The organism is Pseudomonas sp. GW821-FHT01C01 (assembly GCF_059422645.1).
On the sequence record NZ_JBWKXF010000004.1, the window covers coordinates 57,221 to 80,160 of the forward strand.

Below are 22,940 nucleotides of genomic sequence, written 5' to 3' on the forward strand. Positions count from 1 at the left end.
CCATGACCGTGTTGAAGATGTCCGACCTCGATCTGCAAGGTAAGCGCGTACTGATTCGCGAAGACCTCAACGTCCCAGTCAAGGACGGTGTTGTCACCAGCGATGCGCGTATCCTGGCCTCGCTGCCGACCATCAAGCTGGCCCTGGAAAAAGGCGCGGCCGTGATGGTCTGCTCGCACCTTGGCCGTCCGACCGAAGGCGAGTTCTCGGCCGAGAACAGCCTCAAGCCAGTTGCCGATTACCTGAGCCGTGCCCTGGGCCGTGAAGTGCCGCTGGTGGCCGACTACCTGGGCGGCGTTGACGTCAAGGCCGGCGACATCGTGCTGTTCGAAAACGTGCGCTTCAACAAAGGCGAGAAAAAGAACGCCGACGACCTGGCCCAGCAGTACGCCGCTTTGTGCGACGTGTTCGTGATGGACGCCTTCGGTACCGCTCACCGTGCCGAGGGTTCGACCCACGGCGTGGCCAAGTTTGCCAAAGTCGCTGCTGCAGGCCCGTTGCTGGCTGCTGAACTGGATGCACTGGGCAAGGCCCTGGGCGCTCCAGCCCAGCCAATGGCTGCCATTGTTGCCGGTTCCAAGGTGTCGACCAAACTCGACGTACTGAACAGTCTGAGCCAGATCTGCGACCAGTTGATCGTCGGCGGCGGCATCGCCAACACCTTCCTGGCCGCTGCCGGTCACCCGGTCGGCAAGTCGCTGTACGAGCCGGATCTGCTCGACACCGCTCGCGCCATCGCCGCCAAAGTCAGCGTGCCGCTGCCAGTGGACGTGGTGGTTGCCAAGGAATTCGCTGAAAGCGCCGCCGCGACCGTCAAGCTGATCGCTGACGTTGCTGCCGACGACATGATCCTGGACATCGGCCCGCAGACCGCGGCGAATTTCGCCGAGCTGCTGAAGTCGTCCAAGACCATCCTGTGGAACGGTCCGGTCGGTGTGTTCGAGTTCGACCAGTTCGGCAATGGCACCAAAGTGCTGGCCCAGGCTATCGCAGACAGCGCGGCGTTCTCCATTGCCGGCGGTGGCGACACCCTGGCCGCCATCGACAAATATGGCGTGGCCGAGCAGATCTCCTACATTTCTACCGGTGGTGGCGCGTTCCTCGAATTCGTCGAAGGCAAGGTTCTGCCAGCCGTTGAAGTCCTGGAAAGCCGGGCCAAGGCCTGAGGGTCGCCCGTTTGACCAGGCAAGGGAGTGTTGACATGGTCAAGACGTTAGCGCTGTTGATCGTCGCCGGTTCACTGGTGGCTTGCGGGAGTAACCCGAAGGCCACTGCGGAGCCGGCGCCGTCCGAGTCGGACAAAGGCTGTTACCAGGCTGACTGGCAAGCCGAAACCAACCCGGTGCTCAACAAGCGCTCCGGGCCTGACGGCCTGGATAAATACGAGACCCAGACACCTGCCAAGGAACATGGCTGCCCTTGACGGGTCTGACTCTTTACTCAGGGCTGGCGGCGTGCGCCGTCAGTCGAGGGACACGGATGAAAGGTTTTATCGCCGTCACGGCGCTGGCGCTGTTGGCCGGTTGTGCTCAGTTGAACCTGTTCCAGTCGTCGGCACCTGCAGATAACTGGACCACCTGGACCTGCGACAGCCAAGCCAAAGTGCTGTGGCGTTACACCGACGACAGCCTTAGGGAAGTCGACGTGCGTCTGGGCGGTGCCGATCAGGTCTACCGTTTGAAGCAGGAACCGGGTGCATCGGGTTCGCTGTACAGCAATGACATGCTGGCGTTTCACATAAAAGGTGAGGAAGGCCTGGTTTACTGGGTCGCCACCAATGATTTGATTGGCCGTGGCTGTAAAGCGCAGTAATTGAAGGCTTGCGTCAAACCTGTAGGAGCTGGCTTGCCAGCGAAGAGGCCCTTGAGGCATGCAGTGTTCAATCGGACGCCTTCGCCGGCAAGCCGGCTCCTACAGGGGATGCGTTAAAGTAGTTACCGAATTCGCAGGCCGGGCCAACCCCCGATCTGCAATAACTTGAATAGCCGCCGCCGCTACGGCAGGCTGGCACGATTAACGACCCTCAACCGGGAGAGATACACACAATGGCACTTATCAGCATGCGCCAGATGCTGGACCACGCAGCCGAGTTCGGCTACGGCGTTCCAGCCTTCAACGTCAACAACCTTGAGCAGATGCGCGCCATCATGGAAGCCGCTGACAAGACTGACTCCCCGGTGATCGTCCAGGCTTCGGCCGGTGCTCGCAAATACGCCGGCGCACCGTTCCTGCGTCACCTGATCCTGGCCGCCATCGAAGAATTCCCGCACATCCCGGTGTGCATGCACCAGGACCACGGCACCAGCCCTGACGTCTGCCAGCGCTCCATCCAGCTGGGCTTCAGCTCGGTGATGATGGACGGTTCCCTGGGTGAAGACGGCAAGACTCCGACCGATTACGACTACAACGTCCGTGTGACCCAACAGACCGTGGCCATGGCTCACGCCTGTGGCGTTTCGGTAGAAGGCGAGCTGGGCTGCCTGGGTTCGCTGGAAACCGGCATGGCCGGTGAAGAAGACGGTATCGGTGCCGAAGGCGTTCTGGACCACAGCCAGATGCTGACCGACCCGGAAGAAGCCGCTGACTTCGTAAAACGTACTCAGGTGGATGCCCTGGCCATCGCCATCGGCACCAGCCACGGCGCCTACAAGTTCACCAAGCCGCCTACCGGCGACGTGCTGGCCATCGACCGCATCAAGGAAATCCACAAGCGCATTCCGAACACCCACCTGGTGATGCACGGTTCGTCTTCGGTTCCGCAAGAGTGGCTGGCGATCATCAACCAGTACGGCGGCGACATCAAGGAAACCTACGGCGTACCGGTTGAAGAAATCGTCGAAGGCATCAAGCACGGCGTGCGCAAGGTCAACATCGACACCGACCTGCGCCTGGCATCCACTGGCGCCATGCGTCGCCTGATGGCCACCAACCCGAGCGAGTTCGACCCGCGTAAATTCTTCGGCGCCACCGTCACCGCCATGCGCGACGTATGTATCGCTCGCTACGAAGCCTTCGGTACTGCCGGCAACGCTTCGAAGATCAAGGCGATCTCGCTGGAAGGCATGTATCAGCGTTACCTGAAAGGTGAGTTGAACGCCAAGGTCAACTAAGCCCGGGCGTTAAGCTGCACAAACGAAGAACCCGCCGAAAGGCGGGTTTTTTGTGGGCGATGATCCATGGTCGACGCGGTCAGTGTGGGAGCGGGCTTGCTCGCGAAAGCGGTGTGTCATTCAACATTAATGTCGCCTGACATTACGCCTTCGCGAGCAAGCCCGCTCCCACAGGGTCAACGGTGCCTCGACATCATTGATTGTGATCGATATCCAGCTTGCTGAAAGTCACTTTCCCGCCTTCACTGGTGTACCCGGTGTTGTCCTGCACATACACCCCGGCCTTGAAGTACAGCGGTTTGTCGCGCCACGTCGCGCTGATATTGGTATCCCATTGGTAACCCGCCGCGCTGATGCCCAAGGCCCCACCGGGGCTGAGGTGAATGAGATAGTTGAACTCCTGGTCGAGCTTCACCCCCGTCGCAACGATGATCACCCGGCCCTCATTGTCATCGGGATGCATCCGGACCTTGGCGACGATATTGCCGGTGGCTGTACTGGTTTTGTATTGGTATTCGACTTTCACCAGAGGTTTCTGGCTTTGATAGGCATGGATCTGGCCGATGACGATTTTCCCGGAACTCGGCACCTGGTTCACTGCCAGAGTGGCATGCAACAAATTGTCGGCATCCGGGTAATACCAGTTGCGCAACGTGCCGTTGCTGTAGGTTTCACGCAATTCGGTGCGCGGATAAATCGCGTTTTCGGTACGGGAACCGGTCACGGGCGACCAGAAAAACAATGTGCCGGTGTCGGAATGGAAGTATTGATCTTTGAAGCCATTCACCAGTTTGGAAGTTTCGACGGTGTACGGCGGGCTGCCGACGGGGACGCTGAGGTTCCAGGTTGCGAGATCGATCATGTCGGTTCTTCCACTCGATTCATGCTGCACGGGCGTGCCAGAAGCTCTAGGGCGCGCCTTTGGGGCGGCCTTTATAAGCGTAGCGGGATATTTTGTTAACGTTCGTCTGACGGGTGGTTGACGTCAACATCCTGTCGAAATGCCATCTTTCCGTTTTTCATCGGCCTGAACCATCGACCGTTAGTCGGCAAAAAGACACAATGACTAAATGATGGCTTACTGACACCTTCTGCTTTTGCAGAACCGGGTCTAGAGTGAAAGCACAGAATTTGTCCGGTTTTCACGAGAAACCGGTCTGACGCCCCGCAATTAGAGAAGCAGCATGGAATGCGCGCAACCCACGCCAGTAGAAGGCAGCTCAACCCTTTTAGTCGTCGACGATTACCCTGAAAACCTGATCAGCATGTGCGCGTTGTTACAGCGCCAGGACTGGCGGGTCATTACTGCCGCCTCGGGTTTCGAGGCCCTCGGCTTGTTGCTTGAACACGATATCGACCTGGTGCTGCTGGACGTGCAGATGCCAGGTATGGACGGTTATGAAGTGGCACGCCTGATGCGCGGTAGCCAGCGAACCCGTCTCACGCCGATCATTTTCCTGACCGCCAACGAACAGTCCCAGGACGCCGTGATCAAGGGCTATGCCAGTGGTGCGGTGGATTACCTGTTCAAGCCGTTCGACCCACAAATCTTCACGCCCAAGGTTCAGGCGTTGCTCGAACACCAACGTAACCGCCGGGCCTTGCAGCGTCTGAGTCATGACCTGGAAGCGGCTCGTGCCTTTAATGCATCGGTGCTGGATAACACAGCCGAAGGCATTCTGGTGCTGGGAGAGGACGGTCTGATTCGTTTTGCCAATCCGGCGATGTCGCGGTTGCTCAATGCCACGGTGCAGGAACTGCAAGGCAAGGAGTTCCTGGACTACCTGCAAAAACCGCATATCCCGATCTGGGCCGATTCCGAGTTGCTGGCCGGATATAAACGCGGCGAAACCCTGCGCCTGCACGATGCCCTGCTACGTACGGCGCCCGGCCAGCAGGTGCCGGTGGCCTTGTCCTGCGCGCCATTGCCGGCCGAGCAACATGCGATGGTCGTGACCGTGCTGGACATGTCGGTGGTGCGCCATCTGCATCAGCAACTGGAGTTTCAGGCGGTCACCGATCCGCTGACCGGACTGCTCAACCGCCGGGGTTTCTACCAGACCGTAGAGAATTTGCTGCTGCGCGGTGAGCGTTCCAACAGTTCCTGGGTCTTGATGTACCTGGACCTCGACGGCTTCAAGCGAGTCAATGATTCGCTCGGGCATGATGCCGGTGATCGGGTGCTGCGCTGGGTCTCCGAGCAGTTGAAGGCCTGTTTGCGGCCCTTCGACATTCTGGCGCGGATGGGCGGCGACGAATTCACCGCGCTGCTGGATCTGGAGTTCCCCGAGCAGGCGGCGAAGATTGCCGAGAAGCTCATTGAGCGGGTGTCGATCTGTCAGCAGATCGATGGCCTCGATATCGCCCTGGGTGCCAGCATCGGTATCGCCACGTTCCCTGATTGTGGCGCCAATCTCGACGGGATGCTGCGGGCGGCCGACATCGCCATGTACGAAGCCAAGCGTGCCGGCCGTCAGCAGTATCGCTTCTACGATCAGGAAATGAACGGCCGGGCGCGCTCGCGGCTGATGCTGGAAGAAAGTGTGCGCACGGCCATCGAGAACCGCGATTTCAATCTGGTGTATCAGCCTCAGGTTGCAATTGCGGACGGGCGGATTCGTGGCTTCGAGGCCTTGTTGCGCTGGCAGCATCCAAGCGTTGGCGATGTACCTCCGGGGCTGTTTTTGCCATTGCTCGAGGAGGCGCGGCTGATCAGCCGTCTGGGCAGCTGGATCTACCATCGCAGCGCCGGGCAACGCAAAGCCTGGGAGTCCCTGTTTACCGAGGATCTGGTGCTGGGCGTCAGTTTGAGCAGTACGCAGTTCGGCATGCCCAACCTGGTCACCGAGTTGCGCCAGGTGCTGGAGCGCCATGGTTTGCAGCCGCGTCATCTGGAGGTCGAGGTCACGGAGGAGGCCTTGATGCACAACCCCGAGGAAACCCGCAAGCAATTGCGCCTGCTACGTAACCTGGGCGTACGAGTGGCACTGGATGACTTCGGGGCCGGACCGTGCTCCCTGTCGCACTTGCGTGACCTGGAGCTGGACACTCTCAAGATCGACCGCTCTCTGATCGCCCGGTTGCCGGAGTCGGTAAGGGATGCGGTGCTGGTGCGCAGCGTGATTGACCTGTGCAAGCAGTTCGGGATGCTGGTGATTGCCGAAGGGGTGGAAACCGTCGCACAGTATGAATGGCTGCGAGCCAACGGCTGTGAATATGTGCAAGGTTTTCTGGTGGCCCGGCCGATGATGGCCGAAGACACCGGGGTCTTTGTCCAACCGTTTGACTGGAGCGCGCTGCCTCGCTGAATTCGCTACACTGGCGACCTTCCAGTGACGTGTATTGCCGCCCCGATGACCGTGTTGAAATATCTCCAGGCCTATCCCGCTACCTTGCAGGATCAGGTGCGCCAGCTGATCGCCGACGGTCGGCTGGGCGACTACCTGAGCCAGCGCTACCCGGAAAAACACGGGGTGCAGAGCGACAAGGCGCTATACACCTATGCCCTGGACCTCAAGCAGGAATACCTGCGTAATGCTCCGGCCATCGACAAGGTGCTGTTCGACAACCGCCTGGACCTGACTCACCGCGCACTCGGCCTGCACACCACGATATCCCGGGTGCAGGGTGGCAAGCTCAAGGCCAAGAAGGAAATCCGCATCGCTTCGCTGTTCAAGGAAGCGCCTTGCGAGTTCCTGAAAATGATCGTGGTACATGAGCTGGCGCACTTCAAGGAATCGGACCACAACAAGGCATTCTACAAACTGTGCGAGCACATGCTGCCGGGTTATCACCAGGTGGAATTTGATGTGCGGGTTTACCTGACGTGGCGGGATCTGTAGGCGCTGCCGCAGGCTGCGATCTTTTAAGGAGCATTGGATGGACGTGAGCAAGACCAAGAGCAGCTTCTATCGCCGGTTGTACGTGGCGTACCTGATCGACAGCGGGCTGGCCAGCAGCGTCCCGGCGCTGACCGAGGTCACCGGCATGCCCCGGCGCACGGCACAGGACACCATCGCGGCGTTGGCGGATCTGGATATCGTTTGTGAATTCGAGCAGGAAGAAGGCGCGCGCAACCATGCGGGGCGCTATCGGGTTCGCGAGTGGGGGGCGATTGATCGGGGGTGGATCGAGCGTAATCTACGGCAGATCAAGGCGGTGCTGGAGTATCCCTGAAATCTGTAGCGCCTGAGCCGACGTCTTCGCGAGCAAGCCCGCTCCCACATTAGATCAGCAGTGAGCACAGGTTTTGTGTGCGATAGAGATCAAATGTGGGAGCGGGCTTGCTCGCGAAGAGGTCCTTACGGACGGCGCATTCCGATATGCGGAATGCCATCCTCGATAAACTCCTCACCCGCCACGACAAAGCCGTACCGCCCGTAATACCCCTGCAAATGCGTCTGGGCTGAGAGGTAGATCGGCGTTTCCGGCCAGCGTTCTTCTATCTGCTTCAACGCCTGGTCCATCAACTCATGTCCAAGCCCGGCGCCTCGAGCGTGTGGAGCAATGATCACCCGACCGATCACTACGTCCCCGCCTTGCAGTTCCGGGTCGAGCAGCCGCAGATAGGACACCAGTTGATTACCGTCCCAGGCCATCAAGTGACAAGTGTCACCTTCCAGGTCCTGGCCATCCACGTCTTGATAAGCGCATTGCTGCTCGACGACGAACACTTCTGCGCGCAGCTGCAAAATGGCGTACAGCTGCTCCTTGCCCAGGTCGCTGTGGTGTTTGCAGATCCAATCGACTGTCATGTTTTGATTCCCTGAAAACGTCGTTTCGATACTAAGCGCACTCACGCCAGAAGTCTTTATGGCGGAAGAATCTGTGACATAGGCCAAAATGCCATCATTCATTTCTCGCGCAGATGTCTTCTTTGTGTAATCTGGATCGAAGCGCTGTGCTATGGCTTCGATGAGCTAATGTTTAGTACCCGGGTCATTCCGGTACGAGGCCTTGGGGTTTTGGCTGAAAACACGTCGGGCAACCCGCCCGCTAAGGATTCTCTAGCATGCCGCGATTGCATCGAGCTTTTGCTTTGATTGGATTGCTGTTGCTGGTTCAGGGAGCGGCGGCAGAAAAACTGCGATTGGTCGCCGATGCCTGGCCCCCCTTTACCGATGCCACGCTCGTCAACGGTGGCTTGGCCACGGATATTGTCAGTACCGCGCTCGCCAGGGCCGGCTATGCCAGTGAGTTCGAGCAGGTGCCCTGGGCACGGGCCTTGATGGGATTGGGCGAGGGCCGATACGACGTGCTGGTCAACGCCTGGTACACCGAGGAGCGGACCAGGCTTGGGCAGTATTCCGGCGAGTATCTGCTCAATCGCGTGCGTTTCCTCAAGCGCAAAGACGCGCCCATCGAGTTCAATAACCTGCAGCAACTGCACACTTATCCGATTGCCATCGTGCGTGGCTACGCTTATTCGCCCGCGTTCGACAACGACGACTCGCTGCAGAAAATCCCCGTGCACAGTTTCGCCATGGCGGTGCGCATGCTCGCGGCCGATCGGGTCAAGCTCACTCTGGAAGACGAATACGTCGCCCGCTACTACCTGGCCCGCGAGTCACCCAAGGTACGTAATGCCGTGGAATTCCTGCCCCAGCCATTAAGCGAGAACAGCCTGCACATTCTGGTCAGCCTGAAAAATCCGCAGCATGAGCAGATCGTCGCCGGTTTCGACCGCGAGATCGCGGCGATGAAGGCGGACGGGAGTTATGACAAGTTGATGAAGCAGCATGGGATGTGAGTGGACAGATCCAGGTTCTGTGCTGTTGTTGATGGCCTCTTCGCGGGCAAGCCCGCTCCCACAGGGGTTCTGTGAGCGACGTAAATCCAGTGTGGGAGCGGGCTTGCCCGCGAAGGGAGCCTGGATCTCAATCCTCACTGGTGTCCTTGATGAGATGCGCCGCCAATGTCCGCAACGGTCCGAGCTGCCGACAAATCAGCGCCAGTTGCGTCTGCACCAGCCGCTGGCCTTCATCGATTTCATCGGGCATCTGTTCCAGTTCATTGGCCAGTGCTTCTTCTTCATCGCTCTGAATCGCAATCGAAGACTTGCTCGCCAGCCCTTGGGCGATCTCGTCGATGCTGGCGGCCAGCTTCACCCCGGCCCCTTCGATCAAGTGCCCGCGCACGTCCGCCGGTAGCCGGGTTTCCCGGTGCGCACCCAGGCCCGACAGGTAACTGAGCAGCGTGTGCGACAGCACCAGGAAGCGAAAGCCCACGTCCGCTTCCTTACGAAAGTGTCCCGGTTCCATCAGCATGTTGGCCAGTGTGGTCGACAGCGCCGCGTCGGCGTTGTGCGCGTTGCGGCGGGCCAGGCGGTAGGCCAGGTCGTCGCTTTTGCCTGCGGCGTATTGCTGCATGATCTGGCGCAGGTAAATGCTGTTGCATGTCAGCGTGTTGGCCAGCACTTTGTTCAGGCGTCGACCCTGCCAGTCCGGCAGGAACAGGAACACCGCGAGCCCGGCGATCAGGCTGCCGAGCAAGGTATCGAAAAGCCGTGGCAGGAACAGCCCGTAACCGTCACCCACCTGGTTGAAGCAGAACAGCACCATCAGGGTGATCGCCGCCGTCGCCAGGGTGTAGCGGGTGGTTCGGTTGATAAAGAACACCACCCCGGCGGCGATGGCAAAGCACGACTGGATCAGCGGGTTCGGGAACAGGTCGAACAGCGCCCAGGCCAGGGTCAGGCCGATGGCGGTGCCAATGATTCGCTGACCGAGTTTGCGTCGGGTGGCACCGTAGTTCGGCTGGCAGACAAACAGTGTGGTGAGGATGATCCAGTAACCTTGGGACGGGTGGATCATATGCACCATGGCGTAGCCGATACTCAATGCCAGGGGCAATCGCAGGGCATGGCGGAACAGCAGCGAGGTCGGCGTCAGCTGCGTGCGCAAGCGCAGCCACACGTCCTTGAGATTGCGCGGCGAACGGTCAAGCAAACTGCTGTCGGTAGCGTCGGCCAGGGCGTCAGGGTTGCTGGCGTCGCTGAGCAAGCGGTCGAGGGTGCCAAGGTTGGCCGCCAGTGCCCGCAATGAGCGCAGCAAACCGCGCCAGGCCGGGTTGCTCTGGACGCGCAGGTGTTCGAGGGAGGCATCCAGGTCGCTCAGGGCCTCGGCGAAACTGGCGTCATAGGTGAACGGCTGGCGCATCTGGATCGATTCGGCCAGGGCCCGGCAGGCTTTGCCTTGCTGGCGCAGCAAGCGTTGGCAGCGGAACAGCACGTCGCTGTGGAAGAAGGCATCGGCCAGGGCGTTGTAGGGGTAGTGCGATGAGCTGGCGCGTTCGTGGATGTCCTGGGCGAGGAAGTACAGCTTGAGGTAGCGGCTGACTTTCGACCCCGGGCGACCGTTGCCGACCCGGTGCAGAATGATCTCCTTGGCGGCGTTCAGTGCCGCCACCACCCGGCCATTCTGCTGGGCCAGTTCCAGGCGCCGCGCCTCCACGTCCATCTGCCGGATCGGTTCGAACAGCGAGGATTTCAGCTTCAGGTAAAAGCCCAGCTCGCGGAACAACCGCGCCAGGCTCTGCTGCACCGGCTGATTGGAAAACAGCGCCTGCCACAAGACCGAGAGCAGGCCGTACCAGGCGGCACCGGCCACCAGCAGCACCGGCTCGTGCCAGACGTCGATGACCGCACCGCCACGCTGGTCCACGCCGATCATGGTGTAGACCGACAGAATCAGCGTCGCTGAGGCAATCGCGCCATAGCGCTCGCCGAGGGCGCCGAGCATGGTCAGGCAGAACGCGGCCAGGGCGAAGGCGATGATAAACAGCGAGGGGTAGGGGAAGAGCAGTTCAACGGACAGGGCGGCAACCGCGAAACACACCAGCGTCACGGCCAGCGCGTTGAGACGGCCCTGCCAGCTGTCGTCGGTCTCGGCCAGGGCGCTGGCGATAATCCCCAGGAACAACGGGATCAACAGGCCCATTTCGTCCTGATACCAACACAGCGCCATGGTGCCGGTCAGGGCAATGAATACCCGCACGCTGTAGCTGAATTTATCCAGCGCCCAGAGGCGACGCAGAGACTGGCGGAATGAAGTCGATGACATGAAATGCGAAGGCCTTCCGAGGCAATGACGCTAAATTGAGCCACTAATGACGCCGACGCAATGGCGTCGATCACATCAGACAGCAAAATTTGTTCCTTCCCTGATCTACGAGCCGGCTTGCAGGCAAACGATGCAATTCGGTGTGTCAGATAAATCGTATTCGCTGGCAAGCCAGCTCCTACAGGTCCAGCGCATTTCTGTAGGAGCTGGCTTGCCAGCGAAGAACGATAACGCGGTGCGATCAGACGTACTGCGCCGCGGCGTAACCGGAGGCCCACGCCCACTGGAAGTTGAAGCCGCCCAGATGCCCGGTCACGTCGAGCACTTCGCCGATGAAGTACAGGCCCGGGCTTTTCAGCGATTCCATGGTCTTGGACGACACTTCATTGGTGTTGACGCCGCCCAGGGTCACCTCGGCGGTGCGATAGCCTTCGGTGCCCGCCGGCACGACTTTCCAGCTCGCCAGTTTTTCCGCGATATCGGCCAGTTCCGCGTGGGTGTACTGCTTCATCGGTTTGGAGACGAACCAGTTGTCCGCCAGCAGGTTGGCCATCTTCTTGGTGAAAATTTCCCCGAGCAGGGTTTTCAACTCGCTGTTGGGACGTTCGGCCTGTTGCTGTTGCAGCCAGTCCAGCACGTCGTGATCCGGCAGCAGGTTGATCTCGACGGTATCGCCGGACTCCCAGAACGACGAGATCTGCAAAATCGCCGGGCCGCTGAGGCCGCGGTGGGTAAACAGGATGTTCTCGCGAAAGCTCTGGTCGTTGCAGCTCACCAGGCAATCCACCGACGTACCGGACAACTCGGTGCACAAGGCCTTGAGCTGATCGGTGATGGTGAACGGCACCAGACCGGCGCGGGTCGGCAGCAGCTCGTGACCGAATTGCCTGGCCACCTGGTAACCGAAACCGGTGGCGCCCAGGGTCGGGATCGACAGGCCGCCGGTGGCAATCACCAGGGATTCGCAGGTGATTTGGTCGAGCGTCGTGTCCAGCAAATAACCCTTCTCGAGTTTCTCGATGGTCTGGATCGATGTGTCCAGGTGCAGGCTGACGCCGACCTGATCGCACTCGTTCAGCAGCATTTCGAGGATGTCGCTGGATTTGTTATCGCAGAACAACTGGCCGAGTTTTTTCTCGTGGTACGGCACGCCGTGCTTGGCCACCATGCCGATGAAATCCCACTGGGTGTAGCGGGCCAGGGCGGATTTGCAGAAATGCGCGTTCTGCGAAAGGAAATTGCCCGGTTCGGTGTACATATTGGTGAAATTGCAGCGGCCACCGCCCGACATCAGGATTTTCTTGCCGGCCTTGTTGGCATGGTCGAGCAGCAACACCTTGCGCCCGCGCCCGGCGGCGGTCAGCGCACACATCAACCCTGCGGCGCCAGCGCCAATGATCACGACTTCGGTAGAGCGCAAAACGGTGTCCTCACACAAATTCCACTACAGGCACAATTCCTGTAGGAGCTGGCTTGCCAGCGAATCGGGCAGCGCGGTGTGCCAGGCACGCCGCCTTCGCCGGCAAGCCGGCTCCTACACAGTGACTGCTTACAAAATACGCACGCGCAACGAACGGCCCTTGATCTTGCCGTCGTTCAAACGCTGCAAGGCCTGCTTGGCAACGCCACGCTCCACGGCCACATAGGCCTGGAAGTCGAAAATCGCGATCTTGCCGACCTGGGCGCCGGGGATGCCGGCGTCACCGGTCAGTGCGCCAAGAATGTCGCCCGGACGGACCTTGTCCTTGCGACCGGCAGCGATGCACAGGGTGCTCATCTGCGGCAGCAGCGGGCCACCACCCTTGGAGGTGAGGTTGTCCACTTGATCCCAGGTCAGCGGTGTTTTCTGCAATTGCTCGATGGCTTGTGCACGCTGTGCTTCGGACGGCGCCACCAGGCTGATTGCCAGGCCTTTCTCACCGGCGCGGCCAGTACGGCCGACGCGGTGGATGTGGATTTCCGAATCACGGGCCAATTCGACGTTGATCACCATGTCCAGGGAATCGATATCGAGGCCGCGGGCAGCGACGTCGGTGGCGACCAGTACCGAAGTACTGCGGTTGGCGAACATCGCCAGCACCTGGTCGCGGTCACGTTGTTCCAGATCGCCGTGCAGGCCGACGGCGGAGATGCCTTTGGCGGTCAGGTGATCGACGGTTTCCTGAACCTGCTGCTTGGTGAAGCAGAAGGCTACGCAGGACGCCGGGCGGAAGTGGCCAAGCACCTTGGTCACCGCACTCATGCGGTCGTCCGGGGAAATCTCGTAGAAGCGCTGCTCGATCTGCGTGTCGTCGTGGAACGCCTCGGCCTTCACCTGCTGCGGATTGCGCATGAACTTCGAGGCCAGCTGCTTGATGCCCACCGGATAGGTGGCGGAGAACAGCAGGGTCTGGCGACGCTCCGGGGCCTGCATGATGATTTCTTCGATGGAGTCGTAGAAACCCATGTCGAGCATGCGGTCGGCTTCATCGAGGATCAGGGTGTTCAGGCCGTGGAGTACCAGCGAGCCTTTGCGCAGGTGCTGCTGGATGCGCCCCGGAGTGCCGACGATGATGTGCGCGCCGTGCTCCAGCGAAGCGATCTGCGGGCCGAGGGACACGCCGCCGCACAGGGTCAGGACCTTGATGTTGTCTTCGGCACGGGCCAGGCGACGGATTTCCTTGGCGACCTGGTCGGCCAGCTCGCGGGTCGGGCACAGGATCAGTGCCTGGCAACCGAAGTAGCGCGGATTGATCGGGTTCAGCAGGCCGATGCCGAAGGCTGCGGTCTTGCCGCTGCCGGTCTTGGCCTGGGCGATCAGGTCCATCCCCTTGAGGATCACCGGCAAGCTTTGCGCCTGGATCGGCGTCATCTGGGCATAACCGAGGGAGTCGAGGTTAGCCAGCATGGCGGCGGACAGCGGCAAAGTATTAAATTCGGTGGCGATGGTGGTCACGGGACTGGCCTGCAAAACAAAATGTCGCGCAGTGTACCAGTCCCGTGCTCTTCACCTGCAAATTCTGGACGAATAGTCGTAGCAGCTGCCGAGGCACGAGGCTGCGTTGCGTGTCCGCAGGACCGCCCTCCGGGGCCGCTACGCAGCCCGACGCAGCCTCGTGCCTCGGCAGCTGCTACAAGTCAGTGCTCTATATCGTGCTCGCGGCTGACCATCCGTCGGCCATCCTTTGGTGAAAGTTGCGAGAAAATCGTCGCAGCCAGCATCGCCATGATTCCGACGGTGACGAATGTCAGTTGGAACGCGCCCAGCACCGTGTCCACACCATCGTTTCCAATCTCTGCTGTAAACCCCCCGAGCAGCGCACCGGCACAGGCCACGCCGAGGCTCAGGGACAGTTGCGCAACCACCGACAGCAGGCTGTTGCCGCTGCTGGCGCTGGCGTCGTCGAGGTCGATCAGGGTCACGGTGTTCATCGCGGTGAACTGCAAGGAGTTGATCGCGCCAAGGATCGCCAGCAGGCACAGCAGCAGCCAGTACGGCGTCTGCTCGCTGACCAGGCCCATGCCCGCCAGCATGATCCCCAGTGCCAGGGTGTTGCCGGTCAGCACGATGCGATAACCCAAGCGCTCGATCAGCGGCCGCGCCACCCACTTGGCGATCATCGCCGCCGCCGCCAGCGGCAACATGCTCATCCCGGCCTGGGACGGCGAATAGCCCAGCGCCACTTGCAGCAGCAACGGCACCAGAAAGGGCAGGGCGCCGCTGCCGAGACGGGCGAACAGGTTGCCGAGAATGCCGACGGCAAAGGTCCGGGTCTTGAACAGCGACGGTGCGAACAATGGGTTTTCGATATGCCCGGCACGCAGCCAGTACGCCGCCAGGCAAGCCATGCCGCCGAACAGCAGCAACATCACCCGCAGGTGCGGCAGGTGCAATTCGCCCAGGCCTTCCATGGCGATGGTGATCAGGATCATCGCCGCGCCGAACAGCATAAAGCCCAATCCGTCGAAACGGGTACGCTCTGAGCCGCGCAGGTCCGGGATGAATTTCCACACGGCGTAGCAACCGACCAGGCCCACCGGCAGGTTGATCAGGAAGATCCAGTGCCAGGTCAGGTATTGCACCATCCAGCCGCCCATGGTCGGGCCGATCAAGGGGCCGAGCAGCCCGGGTATGGTGATGAAACCCATGATTCGCACCAGCTCCGAGCGCGGGTAGGCGCGCAACACCACCAGCCGCCCGACCGGCAGCATCAATGCGCCGCCCAGGCCCTGGATCACCCGAGCGCCGATCAGCAGGCTCAAACTGGTCGACAGCGCGCAGAGCAACGAGCCAAGGCTGAATAACAGGATCGCGCCGAAGAAGATTTTCCTGGTGCCGAAGCGATCGGCGATCCAGCCCGAAGCCGGGATCAGCAACGCGACCGTGAGCATGTAGGCGATGATCACGCCCTGCATGCGCAATGGGTCTTCGGCCAGGTCGCGGGCCATGGCCGGCAGGGCGGTGTTGAGAATCGTCCCGTCGAGGGACTGCATGAAAAACGCGATGGCGACAACCCACGGCACCCAGCGGGCGGTGACAGGGTCGAGAGGCGGGCGGTTGGGCATGGGATCTCTTGTCAGTGTGAGCTTTACACCGTTCCTGTAGGAGCGAGCTTGCTCGCGATGAATGTGAAGGCGGCGCATTTTTCCAGGCAGCATGCGTCATCGTTCACGACCATCGCGAGCAAGCTCGCTCCTACAGGGGTATGCGTGTTTACAGCGTCAGGGTCAGTCGGCTGACCAACGCCCCCGGCAACAACGCCGAAGCGGTAGCCCGCTGGCTGTAGGTGCTGGCCGACAACAGCAACTCGCGTTCCCGGGTCAGCGCTTCCAGCTGCGAACCGAGCAGGCTGAAGGCGCTGTCATCAAAACGCATGGTGCTGACCGGTGCCTGAATCTCGCCGTTCTCGACCCAGAACGTGGCAAACCGGGTCATGCCGGTCAGGCGTGCGGCCGGTTGATCCGAGAAGTTCAGGTACCACAGGTTGCTGATGTACAACCCCGTGCCCAATTGCTTGAGGATGTCAGCATCAGGCAAATCCCCGGCTTTCATGTTCAGTGCACTCGGTGACTCGCCACCGCTGGCGCCATTGGCGCTCAAACCGTATTCCGCGGCGCTGCGCGAGCTGACCAGTTGCGCCCCGGCCTTACCGTCGACGATCAACCCCAGATCGCTGCGTGGATAACCCTCATCGGAAAACGCCGGGCTCAGCGAGCCGCTGACTTTTTCATCCAGCGAGACCAGCGGGCTGAAAGTGCTGTCACCTGCGTAGAGTTTTTGCAGCGGGCTGCTTTTGCTGGCAATCGACTGTGCCGAGAAACCACCCCAGCACAGCATGCCCATGATTTCTTCCAGCGCCGCCGGTGCCAGGTAGGCGCGGTATTGGCCGGGCGCCAAAGTGCGCAACGGCCGACCCAGAAACTCAAGCTGCTCGCGGGCTTGCTGGAAGCGTTTGGCAAAGCCTTCGCTGCTCCAGAGGTGCCCGGCGTAGCTGGCTTTCACCGCTTGGCCGTTCTCGTGAAACAGACTGAAATCGAAGTTGAAACTGTTGGCCTGATGCCAGCCGAAAGCGCCCGAAGAACTGGCAAAGCCGCGACTGATAGGCCCGGCAGCATAAAAACCGACCAGATCCAGGCCTTCGGCGGCCTGGGTGATTTCAGCAACCACTTGCTCGGTGTCCGGCAGCGGGTGCGCCTGCACATTGTTGCTCTGCCAGCCATTGTGGTTGAGCAGCAAATAAGGATCCTGAGGCAGCAGCGGCAGGGTTTCCCGAAGCTGTTGCAGGCCTTCGTTCAAACGTTGCAGATCAACCTGGGGATCGCCGGCCAGGGTGATGTTCAGGTCGGCATGGCGGCCTTCGTTGATCAGTTTCAGGCCGATATTCGCTTGCTGCACCTGACCGGCCTGACGCACCTTGGCGTGGTTGAAACGCACGAAGGCAGACGATTCGGCGGCGTAGCTGAGGGTGAACTGCTCGGGCTCGTGAAGGGCTGCACGCAGGCTGTTGACCAGCGCCTTGAACGACGCGGACTGGCTGTTTGAAGGATTCATCAGGCGTCTCCTCCGAATACATCAACGTTGCTGAACACGCAGGCCGGCGACGCGTGACCGACGCGGATCACCTGGTTCGGTTCGCCCTTGCCGCAGTTCGGTGTGCCGAGGACCTTGACGGTACTGGCATCGCCGACGGCGCTGAGGCTTTTCCAGAACTGCGCGGAGATGCCCCTGTAATTGGGATTCTTCACCACGCCCTTGAGTTCGCCGTTTTCGATCAGTTGGCCCCACTCGCAGCCGAACTGGAATTTGTTGCGTGCATCGTCGATCGACCATGAACGGTTGGTCGACATCAGCACGCCGAGTTCGATACCGCCGATCAGTTGTTCAATGGACCGATCGCCCGGTTCGACGTTGAGGTTGGCCATGCGGTCGATGGGCGGGCGGTTCCAGCCGCAGGCGCGGCTATTGGCGACGCCGTCCATACCGGCACGGAATTGCGACAACGCACCGCCCAGCGGGCGCAGCAACAGGCCTTCACGGATCAGGAATTGTTTGCTGGCGGGCGTGCCGTCGTCGTCATGGCCGTAACTGGCGAGCTCCTCGGGGATGTCCGGGTCGAAGGTCACGTTGAGCAGGCTGGAGCCATATTGCAGGCTGCCGAAATCACTGGCTTTGACGAAACTGGTGCCGGCGTAGTTGCGCTCGTCACCGAGGATGCGGTCCAGCTCCAGCGGGTGGCCAATGGACTCGTGGATTTGCAGCATCATCTGGTCGGGCATCAGCAACAGGTCGCGCTTGCCCTGCGGGGTGTTTGGCGCCATGAGCAATTGCAGGGCCTGATCGGCCACCTGGGCGCCGGCACCGATCAGGCCGCAGCGGCTGATGACGTCCGCCGCGCCTTGCTGGCCGAAGTTCTCGCGGCCAAGGCTGCGGGTCTGGCTGTCGTTGCCGTCGTAGGCTGTGACGTCCAGGCCTGGGTAGACAAAACGTTGGGCCTGGCGCAGCTCGGCACCGGCGCTGTTGAGGTAGATCTGCTCGACGTGGGTGATGCCAAGGCTGACCTGCCAGTTCACCTGGCGCTCGTCCCTGGGCACGGCGGCCGACTCGGCGCCGAGCAGTTGGTAGCAGTCGCTCAGGGACGGGAAGGCCCGGTCGAGGTTGGGTGAAAAGTAATCGGCGCGGTCGCTGGAAACGGCCTGTTCACGCAAGTCCAGCAAGGCGTGCGGCTTGAGTCGACGGGCCTGGAGTTCGGCACGTTCGATGGCGGTTTGCAGGCCTTGTTGCGACAAATCGTTGGTCGCCGCATAGGCCTCTACGCCATTGACCCGCACGGTCAGCATCGCCCCTTCGTCACGGCTCAGGCTTGGCGGTTCGGCGACGTTCTTGCGTACCGACAAGTACTGCCCGGATTCGCGCACATAACGCAGGGAAAAGAATTCGGCACCCGTACGCAAGGCAGCGAAGCGCTGCTTGAGCTGGGGGTAGAAATCGAACATTCGTGAACCTCCTTGGAGTGGAGTGGCGGTGGAGCGGTACTGCGAGGGGAGGGGTGAAACGATTGCGTGGCGCTAGATTAGGCTTGCGAGGGGGGAGGATCAAGTTTGGATCGGACTTGCGAGTGATTGCCCGGGGGAGAGGTGTTGCCTGACCGGGCCTCTTCGCGAGCAAGCCCGCTCCCACACTGGATCTTCAGTACATCCAGATCAAATGTGGGAGCGGGCTTGCTCGCGAATGGCCGTGACGCGGTGTAACGCCTTACGCCGTCTGGCTCACTTCCCGCACCGGCTTGCCCTTCACCGGCGCTTCACCCGCCACATAGTAGGTGGCTGTGCTGCGCGGCAATGGCTTGCGACCACGGATCTTGTCGGCGATTTTCTCGGCCATCATGATCGTCGGTGCGTTGAGGTTGCCGGTGGTGATGATCGGCATGATCGAGGCATCGACGACACGCAGGCCTTGCATGCCATGCACGCGACCTTCGCCATCGACCACAGCCATGTCGTCGGTGCCCATCTTGCACGAGCAGGACGGGTGGAAAGCGGTCTCGGCATGTTCGCGGATGAACTTGTCCAGTTGCTCGTCGGTTTGCACCTCGATGCCTGGGCTGATCTCGCGACCGCGGAAGGCGTCCAGCGCTGGTTGCTGCATGATTTCACGGGTCAGGCGGATGCCGTCGCGGAATTCCTGCCAGTCCTGCTCGGTGGCCATGTAGTTGAACAGGATGCTCGGGTGCTGGCGCGGGTCCTTGGACTTGGCCTGGATGCGACCACGGCTTGGCGAACGCATGGAGCCCATGTGCGCCTGGAAGCCGTGCTCTTTCACACCGTTGCTACCGTTGTAGTTAATCGCTACCGGCAGGAAGTGGTACTGGATGTTCGGCCATTCGAATTCCGGACGGGTACGAATGAAACCGCCGGCTTCGAACTGGTTGCTCGCGCCGATGCCGGTGCCATTGAACAGCCACTCGGCACCGATGGCCGGCTGGTTGTGCAACAGCAGCGACGGGTACAGCGAGACCGGTTGGGTGCAAGCGTATTGCAGGTACAGCTCGAGGTGATCCTGCAGGTTTTCACCAACGCCCGGCAGGTCGTGAACCACCGGAATGTCGAGCTTGTTCAGCAACTCGGCCGGGCCGACGCCGGAGCGCTGCAGAATCTGCGGCGAAGCGATGGCGCCGGAGCACAGCAGCACTTCCTTGCGCGCTTTGACTTCGACGCGTTCTTCGGCAGCGCCGACCAGGTAACGCACGCCGACCGCACGCTTGCCTTCGAACAGGATCTTGTCGGTCAGGGCGTGGGTGACGATGGTCAGGGTCGAACGCTTTTTGGCCACGTCCAGATAGCCGCGGGCGGTGGAAGCACGACGACCTTTCGGCGTCACGGTGCGGTCCATCGGGCCGAAGCCTTCCTGCTGGTAACCGTTGAGGTCTTCGGTGCGCGGGTAACCGGCCTGCACGCCGGCTTCAACCATGGCGTGGAACAACGGGTTGTTGCCGGCTTTCGGCGTGGTCACGCTGACCGGGCCTTCGCCACCGTGGTAGTCGTTCGGGCCGATGTCGCGGGTTTCGGCCTTGCGGAAATACGGCAGGCAGTCGAGGTAGGTCCAGTCTTCCAGGCCTGGCAGTTTTGCCCAGCCGTCGTAGTCCATGGCGTTACCGCGGATGTAGCACATGCCGTTGATCAGCGAGGAACCGCCCAGGCCCTTGCCGCGACCGCATTCCATGCGACGACCGTCCATGTGTGGCTCAGGATCGGTTTCGTAGGCCCAGTTGTAGCGACGGCCTTGCAGCGGGAACGCCAAGGCGGCCGGCATCTGAGTGCGGAAGTCGAGGCGGTAGTCCGGGCCGCCCGCTTCCAGCAGCAGGACGGTAACGCCTGCGTCTTCGGTCAGACGGGTCGCCAGGGTGTTACCGGCTGAGCCGGCACCGATGATGATGTAGTCGAATTCTTGGGACATTGAATGCACCCTCTTTGAAGTTGGTTCAGGTCGCCTGTAGCAGCTGCCGAGGCACGAGGCTGCGGTGCGTGTCCGCAGGACCGCCCTCGGGGGGCCGCTGCGCAGCCCAACGCCGCCTCGAACCTCGGCAGCTGCTACAGAAACGCAGCCTCGTGCCTCGGCAGCTGCTACAGGTTGTGCGGGGGCGTCTTAGAACACCGAGACGTAATCGCCCAGCTCGACCTGTACCGATTTGATGCGGGTGAAGTTGTTCAGCGAGCTGATGCCGTTCTCACGGCCGACACCCGACTGCTTGTAGCCGCCAACCGGCATCTTCGCGTCGGACTCGCCCCAGGCGTTGATCCAGCAGATACCGGCTTCCAGCTGATGAATCACGCGGTGTGCGCGGTTCAGGTCGCGGGTGACGATACCGGCGGCCAGGCCGAAGTCGGTGTCGTTGGCGCGACGGATCACTTCTTCTTCGGTTTCGTAGGTGAGGATCGCCATCACCGGGCCAAAAATTTCTTCACGGACGATGGTCATGTCATCGGTGCAGTCGGTGAACACGGTCGGGGCCACGAATGCACCCTTGGCGAAATCACCGTCGGTCAGACGTTCGCCGCCGCACAGCAGGCGGGCACCTTCTTCCTTGCCCTTGGCGATATAGCCCAGCACGCTTTCCATGTGGGCGAAGCTGACCAGCGGGCCGAAGTTGGTGTTTTCGTCTTCCGGGTTACCGATGCGGATGCGCGCAACGCGCTCAACGATCTTGGCTTCGAAAGCGGCTTTCAGGTGGGCCGGAACGAACACGCGAGTGCCGTTGGTGCAGACCTGGCCGGAGCTGTAGAAGTTGGCCATCATCGCGGTGTCGGCGGCGCGATCGAGGTCGGCGTCGTCGCAGATGATCAGCGGGGATTTACCGCCCAGTTCCATGGTCACGTCCTTGAGCGAAGAGCTCGAGGCGCTGGCCATGACTTTCTTGCCGGTGTCGGTGCCGCCGGTGAAGGAGACTTTTTCGATGCGCGGGTGCTCGGTCAGCCAGGTGCCGACTTCACGGCCACTGCCGGTCAGGACGTTGAACACGCCGTTTGGCAGACCGGCTTCGGTGTAGATCTCGGCCAGTTTCAGGGTGGTCAGCGAGGTGACTTCACTTGGCTTGAAGATCATCGCGTTACCGGCGGCCAGGGCCGGTGCGGATTTCCACAGGGCGATCTGGATCGGGTAGTTCCACGCGCCGATACCGGCCACGACACCCAGCGGCTCGCGACGGGTGTAGACGAACGAAGTGGTGCGCAGCGGAATCTGCTCGCCTTCGATGGCCGGTACCAGGCCTGCGTAGTACTCGAGTACGTCCGCGCCGGTGACGATGTCGACGTAGCGGGTTTCAGAGTACGACTTGCCGGTGTCCAGGGTTTCCAGGGCGGCCAGTTCGTCGTTGCGCTCACGCAGGATTTCCACGGCACGACGCAGGATGCGCGAACGCTCCATGGCGGTCATCGCAGCCCAGATTTTCTGGCCCTTTTCGGCGCTGACTACGGCGCGCTCCACGTCTTCCTTGGTTGCGCGTTGTACTTTTGCGAGGACTTCACCGTTAGCCGGGTTGATGGCTTCGAAAGTGGCGTCGCTGCTGGCGTCGCTGTACGCGCCATCGATGTAGAGTTTTTGCAGTTCGAAACGGGCCATAAAGTCCTCGCAAGAGCATTAAGTGGCTGGCGCGGTTCGGTGGTTGAGCGTTTATGTGTGCTCTAACTCACCCGCTTGGCCAGTTGGGTATCCATGTATTCGTAAGCGATCTGTTGCGCCTGCTCGGTGTCGAAAGCGTCTCCCGACAGCGCGCCGCGCAACCACAAACCGTCGATCAACGCTGCCAGGCCCCGGGCGGCACTGCGCGCATCATTGAGCGGCAGCACGCGGCGGAACTGGCAACACAGGTTGGAATACAGACGGTGATCGTTGATCCGCTGCAACCTGTGCAAAGACGGCTGGTGCATGCTGGTGGCCCAGAAGGCCAGCCAGGTTTTCATTGCCGGGCCATTGACCTGGCTGGCGTCGAAGTTGCCTTCGATGATCACCTGCAGATGCGCCCGCGGGCTGTCATCTGTCAGCGCCTGCCGGCGCAGGGTGACGTTCTCGCTCAGGACTGTCATCAGGTACCCCATGGTGGCGGCGATCAGGCCGTTCTTGTCCTGAAAGTAATGACTGATGATGCCGTTCGAGACACCGGCCAAACGGGCGATCAGCGCAATGCTGGCGTCCCCCATTCCGACCTGATCGACGGCCTGCAAAGTGGCTTCGATCAATTGCTGGCGGCGGATGGGTTGCATACCGACCTTGGGCATCTTGCACATCTCCTTAGGC

General features: G+C 61.0%; 19 protein-coding genes. 8 read left to right on the top strand and 11 right to left on the bottom strand.

The features are described 5' to 3' along the window. The first annotated feature begins 2 nt into the window (after positions 1–2). From AC07XF_RS04000 to fba, 4 genes are all read left to right on the top strand, one after another. Positions 3–1,166, top strand: a complete 1,164-nt coding sequence (locus tag AC07XF_RS04000) for a phosphoglycerate kinase (protein ID WP_495025488.1) — start codon at positions 3–5, stop codon at positions 1,164–1,166. A gap of 35 nt (positions 1,167–1,201) precedes the next feature. Then, a complete protein-coding gene (locus AC07XF_RS04005; RefSeq protein WP_495025489.1) occupies positions 1,202–1,423 on the top strand; it encodes a hypothetical protein in 222 nt (73 codons plus the stop codon). 56 nt (positions 1,424–1,479) lie between these two features. Next, entirely contained in the window at positions 1,480–1,812 is a 333-nt protein-coding gene (locus AC07XF_RS04010) for an MliC family protein (protein ID WP_495025490.1), read from the top strand. A 233-nt stretch (positions 1,813–2,045) separates the two neighbouring features. Continuing rightward, positions 2,046–3,110, top strand: a complete 1,065-nt coding sequence (fba, locus tag AC07XF_RS04015) for a class II fructose-bisphosphate aldolase (RefSeq protein WP_007981624.1) — start codon at positions 2,046–2,048, stop codon at positions 3,108–3,110. A 193-nt stretch (positions 3,111–3,303) separates the two neighbouring features. Here fba and AC07XF_RS04020 read toward each other — a convergent pair whose 3' ends face one another. Continuing rightward, the gene (locus AC07XF_RS04020) at positions 3,304–3,972 is read right to left on the bottom strand and encodes a polysaccharide lyase family 7 protein (protein ID WP_495025491.1); all 669 of its coding nucleotides are present in this window, start codon (positions 3,970–3,972) and stop codon (positions 3,304–3,306) included. A gap of 322 nt (positions 3,973–4,294) precedes the next feature. Between AC07XF_RS04020 and AC07XF_RS04025 the strand changes: the two genes are divergently transcribed. The 3 genes from AC07XF_RS04025 to AC07XF_RS04035 are packed head-to-tail and all read left to right on the top strand — an operon-like array spanning position 4,295 to position 7,286. After that, the gene (locus AC07XF_RS04025; protein WP_495025492.1) at positions 4,295–6,418 is read left to right on the top strand and encodes a putative bifunctional diguanylate cyclase/phosphodiesterase; all 2,124 of its coding nucleotides are present in this window, start codon (positions 4,295–4,297) and stop codon (positions 6,416–6,418) included. Between the two features lie 45 nt (positions 6,419–6,463). Continuing rightward, a complete protein-coding gene (locus tag AC07XF_RS04030; RefSeq protein WP_007981619.1) occupies positions 6,464–6,952 on the top strand; it encodes a YgjP-like metallopeptidase domain-containing protein in 489 nt (162 codons plus the stop codon). Between the two features lie 37 nt (positions 6,953–6,989). After that, the gene (locus AC07XF_RS04035; RefSeq protein WP_495025493.1) at positions 6,990–7,286 is read left to right on the top strand and encodes a winged helix-turn-helix domain-containing protein; all 297 of its coding nucleotides are present in this window, start codon (positions 6,990–6,992) and stop codon (positions 7,284–7,286) included. A gap of 125 nt (positions 7,287–7,411) precedes the next feature. Here the strand turns inward: AC07XF_RS04035 and AC07XF_RS04040 are convergent, their stop codons facing one another. Further along, positions 7,412–7,864, bottom strand: a complete 453-nt coding sequence (locus tag AC07XF_RS04040; protein WP_495025494.1) for a GNAT family N-acetyltransferase — start codon at positions 7,862–7,864, stop codon at positions 7,412–7,414. Between the two features lie 257 nt (positions 7,865–8,121). Here AC07XF_RS04040 and AC07XF_RS04045 point away from each other — a divergent pair, with 257 nt between their 5' ends. Next, complete coding sequence (locus AC07XF_RS04045; RefSeq protein WP_495025495.1) at positions 8,122–8,859, top strand: substrate-binding periplasmic protein; 738 nt, start codon at positions 8,122–8,124, stop codon at positions 8,857–8,859. Between the two features lie 127 nt (positions 8,860–8,986). Here the strand turns inward: AC07XF_RS04045 and yccS are convergent, their stop codons facing one another. From yccS to betI, 9 genes are all read right to left on the bottom strand, one after another. After that, on the bottom strand, positions 8,987–11,170 hold the full coding sequence (gene yccS, locus AC07XF_RS04050) for a YccS family putative transporter (protein WP_495025496.1): 2,184 nt from the start codon (positions 11,168–11,170) through the stop codon (positions 8,987–8,989). Between the two features lie 241 nt (positions 11,171–11,411). Then, positions 11,412–12,590, bottom strand: coding sequence for a BaiN/RdsA family NAD(P)/FAD-dependent oxidoreductase (locus AC07XF_RS04055; RefSeq protein ID WP_495025497.1), 1,179 nt, complete (start codon positions 12,588–12,590; stop codon positions 11,412–11,414). A gap of 129 nt (positions 12,591–12,719) precedes the next feature. Further along, entirely contained in the window at positions 12,720–14,057 is a 1,338-nt protein-coding gene (gene dbpA, locus AC07XF_RS04060; protein WP_230853210.1) for an ATP-dependent RNA helicase DbpA, read from the bottom strand. A gap of 230 nt (positions 14,058–14,287) precedes the next feature. Then, positions 14,288–15,715 carry a multidrug transporter subunit MdtD gene (mdtD, locus tag AC07XF_RS04065; protein WP_495025498.1) on the bottom strand — a complete coding sequence of 476 codons (1,428 nt, stop codon included), beginning with the start codon at positions 15,713–15,715 and terminating at the stop codon, positions 14,288–14,290. A gap of 148 nt (positions 15,716–15,863) precedes the next feature. Then, the gene (locus tag AC07XF_RS04070) at positions 15,864–17,201 is read right to left on the bottom strand and encodes a TldD/PmbA family protein (RefSeq protein ID WP_495025499.1); all 1,338 of its coding nucleotides are present in this window, start codon (positions 17,199–17,201) and stop codon (positions 15,864–15,866) included. Further along, positions 17,201–18,643 (bottom strand): TldD/PmbA family protein, encoded by a 1,443-nt coding sequence (locus AC07XF_RS04075; protein ID WP_495025500.1) that lies wholly within the window; start codon positions 18,641–18,643, stop codon positions 17,201–17,203. Before AC07XF_RS04075 ends, AC07XF_RS04070 begins: the two co-directional genes overlap by 1 nt. A gap of 259 nt (positions 18,644–18,902) precedes the next feature. Then, a complete protein-coding gene (gene betA / locus AC07XF_RS04080) occupies positions 18,903–20,603 on the bottom strand; it encodes a choline dehydrogenase (RefSeq protein WP_495025501.1) in 1,701 nt (566 codons plus the stop codon). Positions 20,604–20,792: 189 nt separating this feature from the next. Then, positions 20,793–22,265, bottom strand: a complete 1,473-nt coding sequence (gene betB, locus AC07XF_RS04085; RefSeq protein ID WP_495025502.1) for a betaine-aldehyde dehydrogenase — start codon at positions 22,263–22,265, stop codon at positions 20,793–20,795. 62 nt (positions 22,266–22,327) lie between these two features. Further along, positions 22,328–22,921 (bottom strand): transcriptional regulator BetI, encoded by a 594-nt coding sequence (gene betI, locus AC07XF_RS04090; protein WP_007985937.1) that lies wholly within the window; start codon positions 22,919–22,921, stop codon positions 22,328–22,330. Positions 22,922–22,940 lie beyond the last annotated feature (19 nt).